Source organism: Glycomyces luteolus (assembly GCF_027622875.1).
GTDB classification, from domain to species: Bacteria; Actinomycetota; Actinomycetes; order Mycobacteriales; family Micromonosporaceae; genus Glycomyces; species Glycomyces luteolus.
On sequence record NZ_JAPZVP010000010.1, the window covers coordinates 76,476 to 89,994 of the forward strand.

The 13,519-nt window shown below is 70.5% G+C and carries 10 protein-coding genes; all 10 read right to left on the reverse strand.

The window, feature by feature from the left end:
• Window positions 1–9: 9 nt before the first annotated feature.
• The 10 genes from ilvN to hemE all read right to left on the reverse strand — a co-directional run bounded on the left by ilvN (window position 10) and on the right by hemE (window position 13,231).
• Window positions 10–531: an acetolactate synthase small subunit gene (ilvN, locus tag O1R50_RS14210; RefSeq protein WP_205324813.1), complete on the reverse strand. Its 522-nt coding sequence runs from the start codon at window positions 529–531 to the stop codon at window positions 10–12.
• Window positions 531–2,390, reverse strand: a complete 1,860-nt coding sequence (locus tag O1R50_RS14215; protein WP_408612691.1) for an acetolactate synthase large subunit — start codon at window positions 2,388–2,390, stop codon at window positions 531–533. Before O1R50_RS14215 ends, ilvN begins: the two co-directional genes overlap by 1 nt.
• A gap of 226 nt (window positions 2,391–2,616) precedes the next feature.
• Window positions 2,617–5,388 carry a putative bifunctional diguanylate cyclase/phosphodiesterase gene (locus O1R50_RS14220; protein WP_270110733.1) on the reverse strand — a complete coding sequence of 924 codons (2,772 nt, stop codon included), beginning with the start codon at window positions 5,386–5,388 and terminating at the stop codon, window positions 2,617–2,619.
• Between the two features lie 175 nt (window positions 5,389–5,563).
• Window positions 5,564–7,291 (reverse strand): glutathione S-transferase family protein, encoded by a 1,728-nt coding sequence (locus O1R50_RS14225; RefSeq protein WP_270110734.1) that lies wholly within the window; start codon window positions 7,289–7,291, stop codon window positions 5,564–5,566.
• A gap of 103 nt (window positions 7,292–7,394) precedes the next feature.
• Entirely contained in the window at window positions 7,395–9,239 is a 1,845-nt protein-coding gene (gene ilvD, locus O1R50_RS14230; protein ID WP_270110735.1) for a dihydroxy-acid dehydratase, read from the reverse strand.
• Window positions 9,240–9,406: 167 nt separating this feature from the next.
• The gene (locus O1R50_RS14235; protein ID WP_270110736.1) at window positions 9,407–9,832 is read right to left on the reverse strand and encodes a S26 family signal peptidase; all 426 of its coding nucleotides are present in this window, start codon (window positions 9,830–9,832) and stop codon (window positions 9,407–9,409) included.
• Window positions 9,819–10,028 carry a hypothetical protein gene (locus O1R50_RS14240; protein ID WP_270110737.1) on the reverse strand — a complete coding sequence of 70 codons (210 nt, stop codon included), beginning with the start codon at window positions 10,026–10,028 and terminating at the stop codon, window positions 9,819–9,821. Before O1R50_RS14240 ends, O1R50_RS14235 begins: the two co-directional genes overlap by 14 nt.
• A 9-nt stretch (window positions 10,029–10,037) precedes the next feature.
• Window positions 10,038–10,751 carry a hydrogen peroxide-dependent heme synthase gene (gene hemQ, locus O1R50_RS14245; protein ID WP_270110738.1) on the reverse strand — a complete coding sequence of 238 codons (714 nt, stop codon included), beginning with the start codon at window positions 10,749–10,751 and terminating at the stop codon, window positions 10,038–10,040.
• Window positions 10,752–10,787: 36 nt separating this feature from the next.
• Window positions 10,788–12,185, reverse strand: coding sequence for a protoporphyrinogen oxidase (gene hemG / locus O1R50_RS14250; RefSeq protein ID WP_270110740.1), 1,398 nt, complete (start codon window positions 12,183–12,185; stop codon window positions 10,788–10,790).
• 5 nt (window positions 12,186–12,190) lie between these two features.
• Window positions 12,191–13,231, reverse strand: a complete 1,041-nt coding sequence (gene hemE / locus O1R50_RS14255) for a uroporphyrinogen decarboxylase (RefSeq protein ID WP_270110741.1) — start codon at window positions 13,229–13,231, stop codon at window positions 12,191–12,193.
• Between the last annotated feature and the right edge of the window lie 288 nt (window positions 13,232–13,519).

Here is a 13,519-nt window from a genome sequence, read left to right on the forward strand (position 1 = left end):
CCTTCGTTACTAGCTATTCGGAGAGACGTAGCGCGACAGCGACGCCATCGACTTGGCGCCGCGCCCGAGCGCGACCGTCCCCGACTGGACGAGCTCCTTGATCCCGAACGGCTCGAGGACTTCCAGGAACGCCTCGATCTTGTCGGAGTTCCCGGTGACCTCGAAAGTGACCGTATCGGGTGTGACGTCGACCGAGCGGGCTTTGAACAACTCGGCGGCGGCGATCACCTGGCCGCGGGTGGCGGCGTCGGCGCGGACCTTCACCAGCAGCAGTTCGCGCTGCACGGAGGAGCCCGCTTCCAGTTCCACGATCTTCAGGACGTGGATGAGCTTGTTGAGCTGCTTGGTGACCTGCTCCAGCGAGCCCGCCTCGACGTCCACCACGATGGTGATGCGGCTGACGCCGGGGTGCTCGGTCTCGCCGACGGCGAGGGAGTCGATGTTGAATCCGCGCCTGGAGAACAGCGCGGCGACGCGGGCGAGGACGCCCGGCTTGTTCTCGACGAGGACCGACAGCGTGTGCGTACTCATCAGATTTCACCCTCGTCGTCGAAGTTCGGGCGCACGTCGCGCGCGTAGAGGATCTCGTCGTTGGAGACGCCTGCGGGGACCATCGGCCACACCATCGCGTCGGGCCCGACGGTGAAGTCGACCACGACCGGGCGGTCGTTGATCGCGTTGGCCTGCTTGATGATCTCGTCGACCTCATCGGCGGTCTCGGCGCGCAGGCCGACGCAGCCGAGGGCTTCGGCGAGCTTCACGAAGTCCGGGATGCGCGGCGAGGCCTCGGAGTGGTGCGTCGACAGGTTCGTCTGCGAGTAGCGCTTCTCGTAGAACAGGGTCTGCCACTGGCGCACCATGCCCAGGTTGCCGTTGTTGATGACCGCGACCTTGATCGGGATGCCCTCGATCGCGCAAGTCGCGAGCTCCTGGTTGGTCATCTGGAAGCAGCCGTCGCCGTCGATCGCCCACACGGTGCGGTCGATCCGGCCGAGCTTGGCGCCCATGGCCGCCGGGACGGCGAAGCCCATGGTGCCCAGGCCGCCCGAGTTGAGGAACGTGCCCGGCTTCTCGTACTTGACGAACTGGCTGGCCCACATCTGGTGCTGGCCGACGCCGGCGGTCCAGATCGTGTCATCCGGGGCAAGCTCGCCGAGCCGCTGGATCACCCACTGGGGGGTCAGCAGCCCGTCGTCGATGTCGGTGTAGCCCAGCGGGTACCGGTCGCGCAGGTCGTCGAGGGTCTCCCACCAGGTCTTCAGGCGCTCCTTGCCGCCGTCCTCGTAGGCCTCGATCATCGCCGAGATGGCGGCCTTGCAGTCGCCCACGATCGGCACGTCCGCTTCGCGGTTCTTGCCGATCTCGGCAGGGTCGATGTCGACGTGCACGATCTTCGCCTCGGGGGCGAAGGTCGAGAGCTTGCCGGTGACGCGGTCGTCGAAGCGGGCGCCCAGGGCCACCAGGAGATCGGACTTCTGCAGCGCGTGCACGGCCGGGACCGTGCCGTGCATGCCGGGCATGCCCAGGTGCTGCGGGTGCGAGTCGGGGAAGGCCCCGCGCGCCATCAGGGTGGTCACGACCGGAGCGCCGGTCAGCTCGGCGAGCGCCAGCAGCTCGGCGTGCGCGCCGGACTTGACGACGCCGCCGCCGACGTACAGCACCGGCTTCCTGGCCTCGGCGATGAGCGCGGCGGCCTCGCGGATCTGCTTGCCGTGCGGCTGCGTCGTGGGCCGGTAGCCCGGCAGGTCCATCTTGGGCGGCCACACGAAGGGGGCCTGCGCGTTGAGGATGTCCTTGGGGATGTCGACCAGCACCGGGCCGGGGCGGCCGGAGGCGGCGACGTAGAAGGCCTCGGCGAGCACCCGAGGGATGTCTTCGGCGTCGGTCACCAGGTAGGAGTGCTTGGTGATCGGCATCGTGATGCCGCAGATGTCGGCTTCCTGGAAGGCGTCGGTGCCGATGGCGGAGGAGGCGACCTGGCCGGTGATGGCCACGATCGGGACGGAGTCCATGTGCGCGTCGGCCAGGGGGGTCACCAGGTTGGTCGCGCCGGGGCCGGAGGTGGCCATGCACACGCCGACCTTGCCGGTGGCGAGGGCGTAGCCCTGGGCGGCGTGGCCGGCGCCCTGCTCGTGGCGGACGAGGACGTGGCGCACCTTCTCGGAGTCGAGGAGCGGGTCGTAGGCGGGGAGGATCGCGCCGCCCGGGATGCCGAAGACGGCCTCGACCTCGAGCTCCTCGAGCGCGCGGACGACGGCCTGCGCGCCGGTGAGGACGGGTGCGGCGCTGGAGGCGCCGATCGGAGGAGCCGGCTTGGGGGCCTTCGGCCTCACAGGCTGAGCTTTGGCAGCCTGCGGCCCTGGCTTCGGTGCCTTCACTGGTGTGCTCATGTCCTTCGTCCAATAGGGAGATGTGGCTGGTTCGACATGTGGCGTCGTTCCCCGGGCAGAAAAAATCGCCCGCGTGCTAGACGCACGGGGCGAGCGCACCGTCGGAGAACGACGGTGCGCTAGATAAGTACTACGACGAGCGGCCGCGCGGCGGGCGCGGTCGCGATGCTCTGGTCGTAGTTCTGCTTCGGCACGCTCCCCAGGATGCCTGATTCCGGCCCGTGAGTCAACTTTTCTCAGACTTCGGGACGTCATTCGGCGTGTCGCCGACCCGGTCGGCATCATCCGCGCCGTCCGGGACGGCCGCCGGCTCGACCGCTTCGGCGGGCGCACTCTGCGCCGGCAGGGCCGGCGGCAGGGCCTTCGGGTCGTCGACGAGCCAGCGCGTCAGGTCGTCCGGTTCCATGGGCTTGGCGAGCAGATAGCCCTGCACGAGCGGCGCTTCTGCGGCGATCATGGCGTTGAGCTGCGTGTCCGTCTCGACGCCTTCGGCGATGACCTCCATGCCGAGGAGGCGTCCGAGTTCGACCGTGACGGCGGCGAGCGGGCCGACGCCGCCGTCGTCCTTGGCGACGAGGTCGCGGTCGATCTTGAGGATGTCGACCGGGAGCCGGTCGAGTTGGCCGAGCGAGGAGTAGCCGGATCCGAAGTCGTCCAAGGCGATCCGCACGCCCGCGCCGCGGAGGGCGCTGAGCTGGGCGACGAGGGTGTTCATCTGGTGGGAGAAGTCGTGCTCGGTCACTTCGAGGACGAGGCGGCGGGCCGGGACGCCCGCGGCGATGAGCGCGGTGTTCACCTCGGTGGCGAACAGGTGCGTGTGGAGCTCCTTGACGGAGACGTTCACCGAGATCCAGGCTTTGATTCCGACGGCGGCCCAGGTGGCGAGCTGCTCGGCGGCGCGGTTGACGGTCCAGACCGCGAGGTCCTGGGTGAGGCCGGACTCGGTGGCGGCGGGGATGAACTCGCCGGGGCTCACGTGGCCGAGCCGGGGGTGGTGCCAGCGCATGAGGGCTTCGGCGCCGACGATGGAGCGGTCGGCGGTGGAGAACACGGGCTGGTAGACCAGGCGCAGTTCGTCGCGGCGGATGGCGCCGCGCAGTTCCTGGGTGAGCTCGTTCCTGCGTCGTACCTTGCGGTCGAATTCGGCGTCGTAGGTGGCATGGCGGTTCTTCCCGGCCTGCTTGGCGGCGCGCAGGGCGAGGTCGGCGTTGCGCAGGAGGATCTCGGGGTCGCCGAAGCCTTCGGCGGCGGTGGCGATGCCGACGGAGCCGGTGGTGAAGACGGTGGACTCGTCGTGGAAGTCGTACGGTTCGCCGAGGCGGGCGACGAGGGCCTTGGCGGTGGCGACGGCTTCGGACCAGCTGGCGCGCAGGAGGATCGCGAACTCGTCGCCGCCGAGGCGGGCGCCCACGTCGGTGGGGCGCAGGAGCTCCTTGATGCGCCGGGAGACCTCGACGAGGAGTTCGTCGCCGAAGTCGTGGCCGCGGGTGTCGTTGACGTTCTTGAAGCCGTCGAGGTCGAGCAGGAGCAGCGCGGTCTGGTGCTCTTCGGCGCTGACGCCGTCCTCGAGGCTCTGCAGGAGCGCGCGGCGGTTCGCGAGGCCCGTGAGCGGGTCGGTGTAGGCCATGCGGGCGAGCTCGGTCTCGAGGCTGCGGCGGGCGCCGACGTCCTCGACGCGGGCCACCAGGCCCCGTACTTGGGGTTTGCCGCGGAGGTCGGTCACGACGGTCTCGGTGTGCCGCCAGCGCCGGGCGGAGTCGCGGACGCGGACGTTGAGGGAGACGTGGCGGGTGTGGCTGATGCCGTCGAGGAGGGTGCGGAGGTCTTCTTCGGCGCCGCGGCGGTCGTCGATGTGGACGAGGTCGAGGAAGGACGCGCCGACGCAGCTGCCGGAGTCGGTGGCGGGCCGCCAGGCGGAGTCCTCGGGGTGCCAGGTGACGGTGAGGTCGGGGTCGAGGACGAGGACGGTGTCGGAGGCGACCCCGACGATGGCGGAGAGCTTGCGCTGGCGGGCGGCGGCTTCACCGGTGACGCGGCGGACGTCGAAGTAGGTGAGGACGAGGCGCGCGGCGAGGGCTCCGGCGGCGGCGAGGGCGAGGAGCGCGGCGTCGAGCGGGAGGGCGCCGGCGTGGGCGCCGTTGAAGAGGACCGCGGCGGCGGCGAGTCCGGCCGCGCTGCCCATGACGGAGTAGTGGACGCCCGGGTAGTTCGGTTTGTCGACGGGGGCGGGCTTCTGGGTGCGGGCCAGGTAGGTGACGCCGAGGAGGGCGGCGCAGGTGGCGACCCAGGCGACGGACCACCAGAGGATGCGTTCGTTCGGACGGTCCCACTGCCAGGTGATGTAGGTGGCCATCGCGGTGCAGTGCACGGCGAAGACGGCCAGGTACGCGAAGGCGTGGCGGCGGCGCCAGCGCTGGATGCGGAACGTGGTGGTGACGCCGACGCCGAGCATGACGACGCCCATCATCGCGGGGATGACGATGGCGAGGTCGCCGTCGGCGAGGTGGCCGCGGAACTGCTGGAAGAGCGGCCTGAAGACGAGGAGCCAGAGGGCGAAGAGGAAGCAGAGACCGACGAACGCGCCGTCGACGAGGCGGCGCTGCACGGCCTGCGGGTCCCAGCCGTTGTCCGGGAGGCGGAGCAGCGCGAGGGACCAGATGACGACGGCGGCGCTGAAGCCGAGGCCCGCGGCGAGGGAGGCCGCGCCGCCGGGGAGCCAGCAGGCGGCGGCGATCGAGGCGGCGATGGTCTGGATGCCTGCGGCGAGGAGCTGGTAGGTGACGCGGCGGCCCGCCGCGATGCGTCCGGCGGCGCGCCACATGAGGAGCCCGGCGCAGGCCGCGCCGATGCTGCCGAGGGCGGCCGCTGAGGCGGGTTCGATGCGCTGGAAGGCCGAGTGCACGCCTACGACGATGACTGCGGTGAGGACGGAGCACCACACGGCGGCGGTCGCGATCCACGACAGCAGCTGCCGCACGCGGCGGGGGGTTGGCGCCATCCACTGACCCAATCGTAGGGAACCTCGTGCCTAACAGGATGCCGCATCCTCGTACCGATCCGTATCGGGCCCTCCGGAAGTGCCGGTGAGACTGCCGCGCGGGGATACAGGAGTCCGACTTCGCCGGGATCGCGGCTTACGCCGGTCGGCGGCTCGGCTTGAGTTCGCCGGCGGCTCAACCGCTCAGCGCGTCCTGGCCGGGTTCGCCGAGCGCGCTCGGGGCCTTCTCGGCGGGCAGTGATTCGCGGAGGCTCTCGATGTCCCGGCGGGTGGCGAGGCCGCGTTCGGTCGCTTCGTGTTCTAGGCGTTCGGCGTCATTGCGGGCCTTGACGAGTGCGGCTCGGACTTCGGCGAGCTGCTCGTCGCGGCGGCCGTATTCCTTCCGGGCTTTGGCGGTGTCGCTGCGGTATTTCCAGACGGGGATGATGGCGGCGGCGATGAGGAGCGCGGCGAGGAACCACTGGCCGGTGAAGAGCACGGCGACGCCGCCCAGGCCGAGGATCGCCGTGACGGCGATCGTGAGCGGCTTCGAGGGATCCACGGCGGGGAAGGCCTGCTCGATGCGCCGTTCGACGGCGGCGAACTCCTCGGAGTCGTGGCCGTCGCTGGTGACCGCGATGACCTCGCCGCGGCGGCGGACGCTGATGGTGACCCGCTCGGTCGTGCCGAGCGAGGCTTCGACGCGGTCGAGGCGCGAGCGGAGGACCGGTGCGGCGAGGTCGAGGGCCAAGCGGCGCAACGGGACCGGGGCCTCGGGGTCGAACAGGTCGCGGCGGATGAGGTCGGCGAGCGACCCGGCCGGGGCCGACCAGGAGCGGCGTTCGCCTTCGCGCTCTTCGGGAGACGGGTCGAGTTCGGCCATCTGGCGCACGAGCGGGAGTTCGGCGTGGCTCGGCTCCTCGATGAGTTCCTGGAGGTAGGAGCGCCACGCGGCGTCGTCTTGGAGCGGTTCGCCGCGGTCGGCGGCGTCGACGCCGAGCGCCGTGTCGCCGATGTGGGATGCACCGGTTCCGGTGGCATCGCCGAGGGCCGCCGCATCGCGACCGGGTTCGCCGCTCGAGGCGGCCGCTCCGGCGGCGCGATCGTCCGATCCGGATGGTTCCGTGAAATGCGCTTCGAGGGCCGCGAAGGACTCGGCGCGAGTCGCGCCGAACCCCGCGATGCTCTCGTCCCAGGCGGTGAGCGTCTCCTCGTCGAGCGCTGCCGCGTCGAAGCGTTCGCGCAGCACCGCGGCGACCTGGGCCTCGGCGCCCGGCCCGAAGGCGCCGAGCGCGGCCTGCTCCCAGAGCGTCCGCCAGCCCTGTGCGACCTGGCCCGGCTCGATGACACCGAGATCCGCGGGTTCGCTCAGGAGTCGCAGCACTGCCGCGTCGATGAACGCGGGCTGGTCGAAGCAGCGGCCGACCGCGAGGCTGAACAGCTCGGTCCGCACGGCGTCCCGCTCGCGCGCGTGCTCAAGACCGGTCTTGAGGTCCGCGAACGCGTTCCCGGCGGACCGCTGCCCCGGCACCCGGTCGCGCAGCACCAGCGGCAGCACCGCGGCCGCGGCGGACGGCAGCCAGTACCCGGGCACGTCCTCGAAGCCGTGCATGAGCGGTCGGCGGCCCTCGGCGATGGCCCGGACCATGTTGCGGATCGCCTTGCGCGCCTGGTACTCGTCGAATTCGACCTGCTGGAACCGCAGCTCCGTCCAGTCGAGGACCGCCTCGATCCGCTCGGACACGGAGTCGAGCTTCGAGTCGACCTGGTCCTTGAACTGCTTCTGGGCGTCCTCGAGCCGCCGGGCCTGGCGGTGCCGGGCCTGGCGTTCGGCGGACAGCTCCTCGTCGAGGTCGTTGATCGCGCTGGTCTGGGACCACTCCTGCGTGAAGTCCGACCAGTTCCACTGGCTCACACGGGCCATCGGGCACACTCCGGGGCTCTAGGGGTTCGGGCGCTGTTCATTGTGCCCGGAACGCGCCAGCGGCGGGGTCCCCGAGAAGGGGACCCCGCCGCTGCCTAGTGCGTTAGTTGACCCTGCGGACCGCGCCGTCGCTGGCCGGCGTGGCCATCGAGGCGTACGCCTGCAGGGCGCGGGAGACCACGCGGTTCCGGCTGACCGGAGTGTAGGGCTGCTCGCGCTTCTCCTGGGCCACACGGCGTTCGGCCAGCACGGCGTCGTCGACCTTCAGCTCCAGCTTGCGGGCCGGGATGTCGATCTCGATGAGGTCGCCGTCCTCGACCAGGGCGATGAGGCCCTCGCCCGCGGCCTCGGGGCTCACGTGCCCGATCGAGAGGCCGGAGGTGCCGCCCGAGAAGCGGCCGTCGGTGATGAGCGCGCACTTGCGGCCCAGGCCGCGGCCCTTCAGGAACGAGGTCGGGTACAGCATCTCCTGCATGCCGGGGCCGCCCTTGGGGCCCTCGTAGCGGATGACGACGACCTCGCCCTCCTTCACGGACTTGTCGAGGATGCCCTGCACCGCGTCGTCCTGCGACTCGAAGACGCGAGCGGGACCGGTGAAGGTCCAGTTCTCCTCGGGCACGCCCGCGACCTTGACGACGCAGCCGTCCACGGCGAGGTTGCCGAACAGGACCGCGAGGCCGCCGTCCTTGGTGTAGGCGTGCTCGACGGAGCGGATGCAGCCGTCCTCGGCATCGGTGTCGAGGCTCTTCCACCGGTTCGAGGTGGAGAAGGCCTGCGTGGTGCGCACGTTGCCGGGCGCGGCGTGGTACAGCTCGATCGCCTCGGAGGCAGGGGACGCGGCGCGGATGTCCCACTTGCCGAGCCAGTCCGCCATCGACGGGGAGTGCACTGTGTGCACGTCGTCGTTGATGAGTCCGCCGCGGTAGAGCTCGCCGAGGATCGCGGGAATGCCGCCAGCGCGGTGCACGTCCTCCATGTGGTACTTCTGCGAGTTCGGGGCGACCTTCGACAGGCACGGGACGCGGCGCGAGATCGCGTCGATGTCCGCGACGTTGAAGTCCAGCTCGGCTTCGCGGGCGGCCGCGAGCAGGTGCAGGATCGTGTTCGTGGAGCCGCCCATGGCGACGTCGAGGGCCATGGCGTTCTCGAAGGCCTGCCGAGTGGCGATGTTCCGCGGCAGGACCGACTCGTCGTCCTGCTCGTAATAGCGGCGGGCCAGGTCCATGACGACGCGGCCGGCCTCGGTGAAGAGTTCGCGGCGGGCCGTGTGCGTGGCGAGGGTCGAGCCGTTGCCCGGCAGCGACAGCCCGAGGGCCTCGGTGAGGCAGTTCATCGAGTTCGCGGTGAACATGCCCGAACAGGAGCCGCAGGTCGGACAGGCGGACTCCTCCATCTTGAGCAGCTCCGCGTCGGTGACGTCGTCGTTGGCGGCGGCGATCATCGGGTCGATGAGGTCGAGCTTCTGCGTGACCACGCCGTTGACGTCGACGGTCTTGCCGGCCTCCATCGGGCCGCCGGAGACGAAGACGACCGGGATGTTCAGGCGCAGCGCGGCCATGAGCATGCCGGGGGTGATCTTGTCGCAGTTGGAGATGCACACGAGCGCGTCGGCGCAGTGCGCGTTGACCATGTACTCGACCGAGTCGGCGATGATCTCGCGGCTGGGCAGGGAGTAGAGCATGCCCTCGTGGCCCATGGCGATGCCGTCGTCGACGGCGATCGTGTGGAACTCCTTGGAGACGCCACCGGCTTCGGCGATGGCCTCGGCGACGATGTCGCCCATGTTCTTGAGGTGCACGTGTCCGGGAACGAACTGCGTGTACGAGTTGGCGATGGCCACGATCGGCTTGCCGAAATCGGAGTCGGTCATGCCCGTTGCGCGCCAAAGCGCGCGAGCGCCCGCCATCTGGCGGCCGTGTGTGGAAGTGCGTGAACGTAGCGCTGGCATGGATCAAGTCTGCCACGTTTCATATATTGGAATCCGGCGCCCGAACCTTAGGATGCACTAAGGCGTGGCGCCTGCAGATACCCGCGAGTCACAATATTCCGGATATATCCCCCTTAGGGACCCCTGGCGCAATAGTACCCGCAGGGTATGACATCACCGATACACGATCAAAACTCGCGGATCATCGTGCCGAAGACCGCCGCCGCCGGGCACGGCCCGTGGCGGCGGGAGTCCTCTCCCGCCGGGTTGTCGCTGAGCAGGAAGTAATGCCCGGGCGGGACGGGTTCACCGGTGCCGGGCATGGGCTCGCCCGGCCCGGCGGCGACGCGCTTGATCCACCACGGTGCCTTCGCCCGCTTCGTCTCCGACCAGCCGAGATCCGGATCCGGCGCGGCGACCACCACGATGTCGCCGGTGGCGATCCGCCGCGTGCGCTTGGCCAGGACTTCGTGGCCGTCGCGCAGCGTCGGCTCCATCGAGACGCCCTCCACCTTGACCAGCGCCCAGCGGCGGCGCAGCTGCCGCACCGACTCGACCATGAGCGCGGCCACGGCGACGAGCGCCAGCATCGAGAGCCACTCAGAAGAGGTCATCGAGGTCGACTTCCTGGCCCGGCCTCTCCGGCTCCTGGCGCTTGCGCAGCCGCTGGAACAACGCGACGCCGGGCAGTCCCAGCAGGGCCGAGACCGCGAGCACCCCCCAAATGAAGAGCGCGGGCAGGAGGATGCCCATCGCGATCCAGCCGATGATGATCCCGTAAGCGGCGCCGTCGACGTTGGTTGGGTCCATGCCCAGACCCTACGGCAGGTCGTTGATGATGTCGGTGATCGTGCGGCGCTTGCCGGTGTAGAACGGGATCTCCTCGCGCACATACAGTCTTGCGCGGGAGGCGCGCAATTCGCGCATCAGGTCGACGATCCGGTGCAGCTCATCGGCCTCGAACGCGAGGATCCACTCGTAGTCGCCGAGGGAGAAGGCCGGGACGGTGTTCGCGCGCACGTCCGGGTAGTCCCGCGCCATCTGGCCGTGCTCGCGCAGCAGGTCGCGGCGCTCCTCGTCCGGGAGCAGGTACCAGTCGTAGGACCGCACGAACGGGTAGACCGAGACATAGCCCTTCGGGTCCTCGGTGAGGAACGCCGGGAGGTGGCTGCGGTTGAACTCGGCGGGGCGGTGCAGGGCCATGTTCGACCAGACCGGCGCGAGGTGGCGGCCGAGGGCGGTGCGGCGGAAGTCCGCGTAGGCCTTCTGGAGCTGGTCGCTGGACTCGGCGTGCCACCAGACCATGAGGTCGGCGTCGGCGCGCATCCCGGTCAGGTCGTACGTGCCGCGCACGGTGACGCCCTGGTCGCCGCAGTGCTTCGCGAAGAACGCCTCGGTGTCGCTGGCGAGGTCCTGCCGGATCGAGGGCATGGGCTCCTGGACGCGGAACACCGACCACAGCGTGTAGCGGATGGTCTCGTTCAGTTCCTTGATGCGCTGCGCGTTCGGGTTGTTCCCCTGTTGTTCAGCCACGTTGCGGCCCTTCTAGTTCGAGTCCAACTACCGTGCTCATCGACGGTTCGCGAGCTTCATCGAAATCGTATCGGCGGCCCTCTGGCCGGAGGCGATGCACGCGGCGATGCCGACGCCGTCCACGGCCGCGCCCGCGATCGCGATGTTGCGGTTCGCGCCGAGGGCTTCCCGGGCGGCGGCGATGCGGGCGTCATGGCCGGGCGCGTATTGCGGGAGGGCCCCGCCCCAGCGGTCGACGCGCTGCTCGAGGGGTTCGGGCAGGCGCCGGCCGAGGTGTTCGCCGAGCTCGCGGAGGGCGGTCTTGGCGAGGGTGGCGTCGTCGTACTGGAGCAGGGCCTCCTCGCCGAGGCGCCCCATGGAGACGCGCACGATCTGGCGGCGGCGGCCGAGGTGCGGCCATTTCTTGCTGGCGAAGGTGGCGGCCTTGACGGTCTTGCCTTCCGAAGCGGGCGTGAGGAAGCCGGAGCGCTCCGGCAGGTCGACGTGGTCGAACGCGAAGGCGGCCAAGGCGACCGAGGCGTAGGCGACGCCCGAGAGCGCGGCGGCGGCCTGGGGCTCGACGTCGCGCAGAAGCACGGCGGCGGGCGAAGCGGGGACGGCGAGGATCACGGCGTCCGCCTTGATCTTGATGGGGTCGGGCACCGGCCCGGCGATGACTTCCCAGCCGTAGGGGGTCTGGCGCAGTTCGCGCACGGTCATGCCGAGGCGGACCTCGGCGCGCGCAGTGGCCGAGGTGGCGGTGACGAGCAGTTCGAGGCCGCCGTCGATGGTGGCGAACACGGGTTTGCGGGGCCCGCTCGGCGGCCGCTTGATCTCGTTCACCGCGTCGGTGAGGCGCGCATGGCGTTCGAGGGCCGCGGCGAGCTGCGGCATGACGGCGCGCACGGAGAGCCGGTCGACGTCGCCGGCGTAGACGCCGCCGAGCATCGGGGCGACGAGCCGGTCGAGCACCTCGTCGCCGAGGCGCGAGCGGACCAGGGCGCCGACGGACATGTCCGCGCCCGGTTCGAGGATCGGCAGGCCGTTGTCGGGGCGCTCCTTGGCGTTCGCGACGGCAGCGACGTCGGCGGGGTCGCCGGGGATGCCCATCATGTGCCCGGCCGGGAAGTCGAGGAGTTCGCCGCCGAGGCTCAGAGCGGGCTTGGCGGCCGAGGGGTAGACGATCGCGTCGCCGAGGCCCACGGCCCTGGCGAGCTCGATGGCCTCGGGCCGGGCGGCCAGGAGCGATTCGGCGCCGGTCTCGACCGGGCGGCCGGCGAACTCGACGGTGTGGATCTTGCCGCCGAGGCGCATGGCCTGCTCGGCGACGATGATCTCGGCGTCGGGGCCGAGGTGTTCGCGCAGGCGGTGCGCGGCCGCGAGGCCCGTGATGCCACCGCCGATGACGAGGACCCGCGTCCGTCCGGGCGTGCCCGTCACGCGCGCGGGGGTCATCGGGCTCATCGAGCGGTGGCCTCGTGCACGTGGTCCACGACGAGCTTGAGCTTCGCCGGGTCGGAGTCGGGGAGGACGCCGTGGCCGAGGTTGAAGATGTGGCCCTTGGCGCCCTTCGCGGCTTCGAGGACGGCGTCGGTCTCGCTGATGAGCGCCTCGTCGTCCGCGAGGATCACGGCCGGGTCGAGGTTGCCCTGGAGGACCTTGTCGGGCAGGCGCTTCGCGGCCTGGTCGAGGGGGATGCGGAAGTCGACGCCGCTGACTTCGGCGCCGGTCTCGGTCATGGCTTCGAGCAGGTGCCCGGTGCCGACGCCGAAGTGGATGCGCGGCACGGAGTTCGCGACGCCCGCGAGCGCGGCGGTGGAGTGCGGCAGGGCGAAGCGGCGGTAGTCGGCCTCGGAGAGCGCGCCGGCCCAGGAGTCGAAGAGCTGCACGGCCTGCGCGCCGGCCTCGACCTGGACGCGGAGGAACTCGCCGCAGATGGCGGCGAGGCGGGAGGCGATGCCGTGCCAGACCTCGGGCTGGGACTTCATGAGCGCCTTGGTCTTCGCGTGGTCGCGGCTCGGTCCGCCCTCGACGAGGTAGGACGCGAGCGTGAAGGGGGCGCCGGCGAAGCCGATGAGGGGCGTCTCGCCGAGTTCCTTGACAAGCAGGCCGATGGCCTCGGTGATGTAGGGGACGTCGCAGGGGTCGAGGTTGCGGAGGCGCTTGACGTCGGCCTCGGTGCGGAAGGGCTCGGCGACGACGGGGCCGACCCCGGGGACGATCTTGACGTCGACGCCGATGGCGGCGAGCGGTACGACGATGTCGGAGAAGAAGATCGCGGCGTCGACGCCGTAGCGGCGCACCGGCTGCATCGTGATCTCGGCGACGAGCTCGGGAGTGCTGCAGGCTTCGAGCATCGTGGTGCCCGCGCGGGCCTGCTTGTACTCGGGGAGCGAGCGCCCGGCCTGGCGCATGAACCAGACGGGGGTCCGGCTCGGCGCCTCGCCGCGGCAGGCCGCGAGGAACGGGGATGCTGTAGGTACCGCTGCTGCGTTCGACACGGTTCAATCCTTTCACGCCGACCGCACGGACGCCCGCAGCGGCGAGTGCGATGTGGCCCGCATCGGTGCGGCCGCTTTCCGTCCCCGCCGCTGCGATGTGCCCCGCACTCGCGCATGCGGTGTGGCGGACGACCCCTCGCGCGGCCGTCCATCATGGAGGTCAAATTAGGCGATTGACCCACTATCGGGTGGAAATCGGTCTCCAGCTCGGCGGGGCAGTAGCGCGGGCAGGTTACCTGGCCGTACGGTAAAGAAGTGACCGATCCCCAGCCCGAACCCGAAGCCGAA

Excerpts from the sequence above, each read along its gene's own strand:
- O1R50_RS14215 (WP_408612691.1), bottom strand. The coding sequence starts at position 2,390 with ATGAGCACACCAGTGAAGGCACCGAAGCCAGGGCCGCAGGCTGCCAAA.
- O1R50_RS14220 (WP_270110733.1), bottom strand. The coding sequence starts at position 5,388 with ATGGCGCCAACCCCCCGCCGCGTGCGGCAGCTGCTGTCGTGGATCGCG.
- O1R50_RS14235 (WP_270110736.1), bottom strand. The coding sequence starts at position 9,832 with ATGACCTCTTCTGAGTGGCTCTCGATGCTGGCGCTCGTCGCCGTGGCC.
- O1R50_RS14240 (WP_270110737.1), bottom strand. The coding sequence starts at position 10,028 with ATGGACCCAACCAACGTCGACGGCGCCGCTTACGGGATCATCATCGGC.
- O1R50_RS14225 (WP_270110734.1), bottom strand. The coding sequence starts at position 7,291 with ATGGCCCGTGTGAGCCAGTGGAACTGGTCGGACTTCACGCAGGAGTGG.
- hemG (WP_270110740.1), bottom strand. The coding sequence starts at position 12,185 with ATGACCCCCGCGCGCGTGACGGGCACGCCCGGACGGACGCGGGTCCTC.
- ilvN (WP_205324813.1), bottom strand. The coding sequence starts at position 531 with ATGAGTACGCACACGCTGTCGGTCCTCGTCGAGAACAAGCCGGGCGTC.
- ilvD (WP_270110735.1), bottom strand. The coding sequence starts at position 9,239 with ATGCCAGCGCTACGTTCACGCACTTCCACACACGGCCGCCAGATGGCG.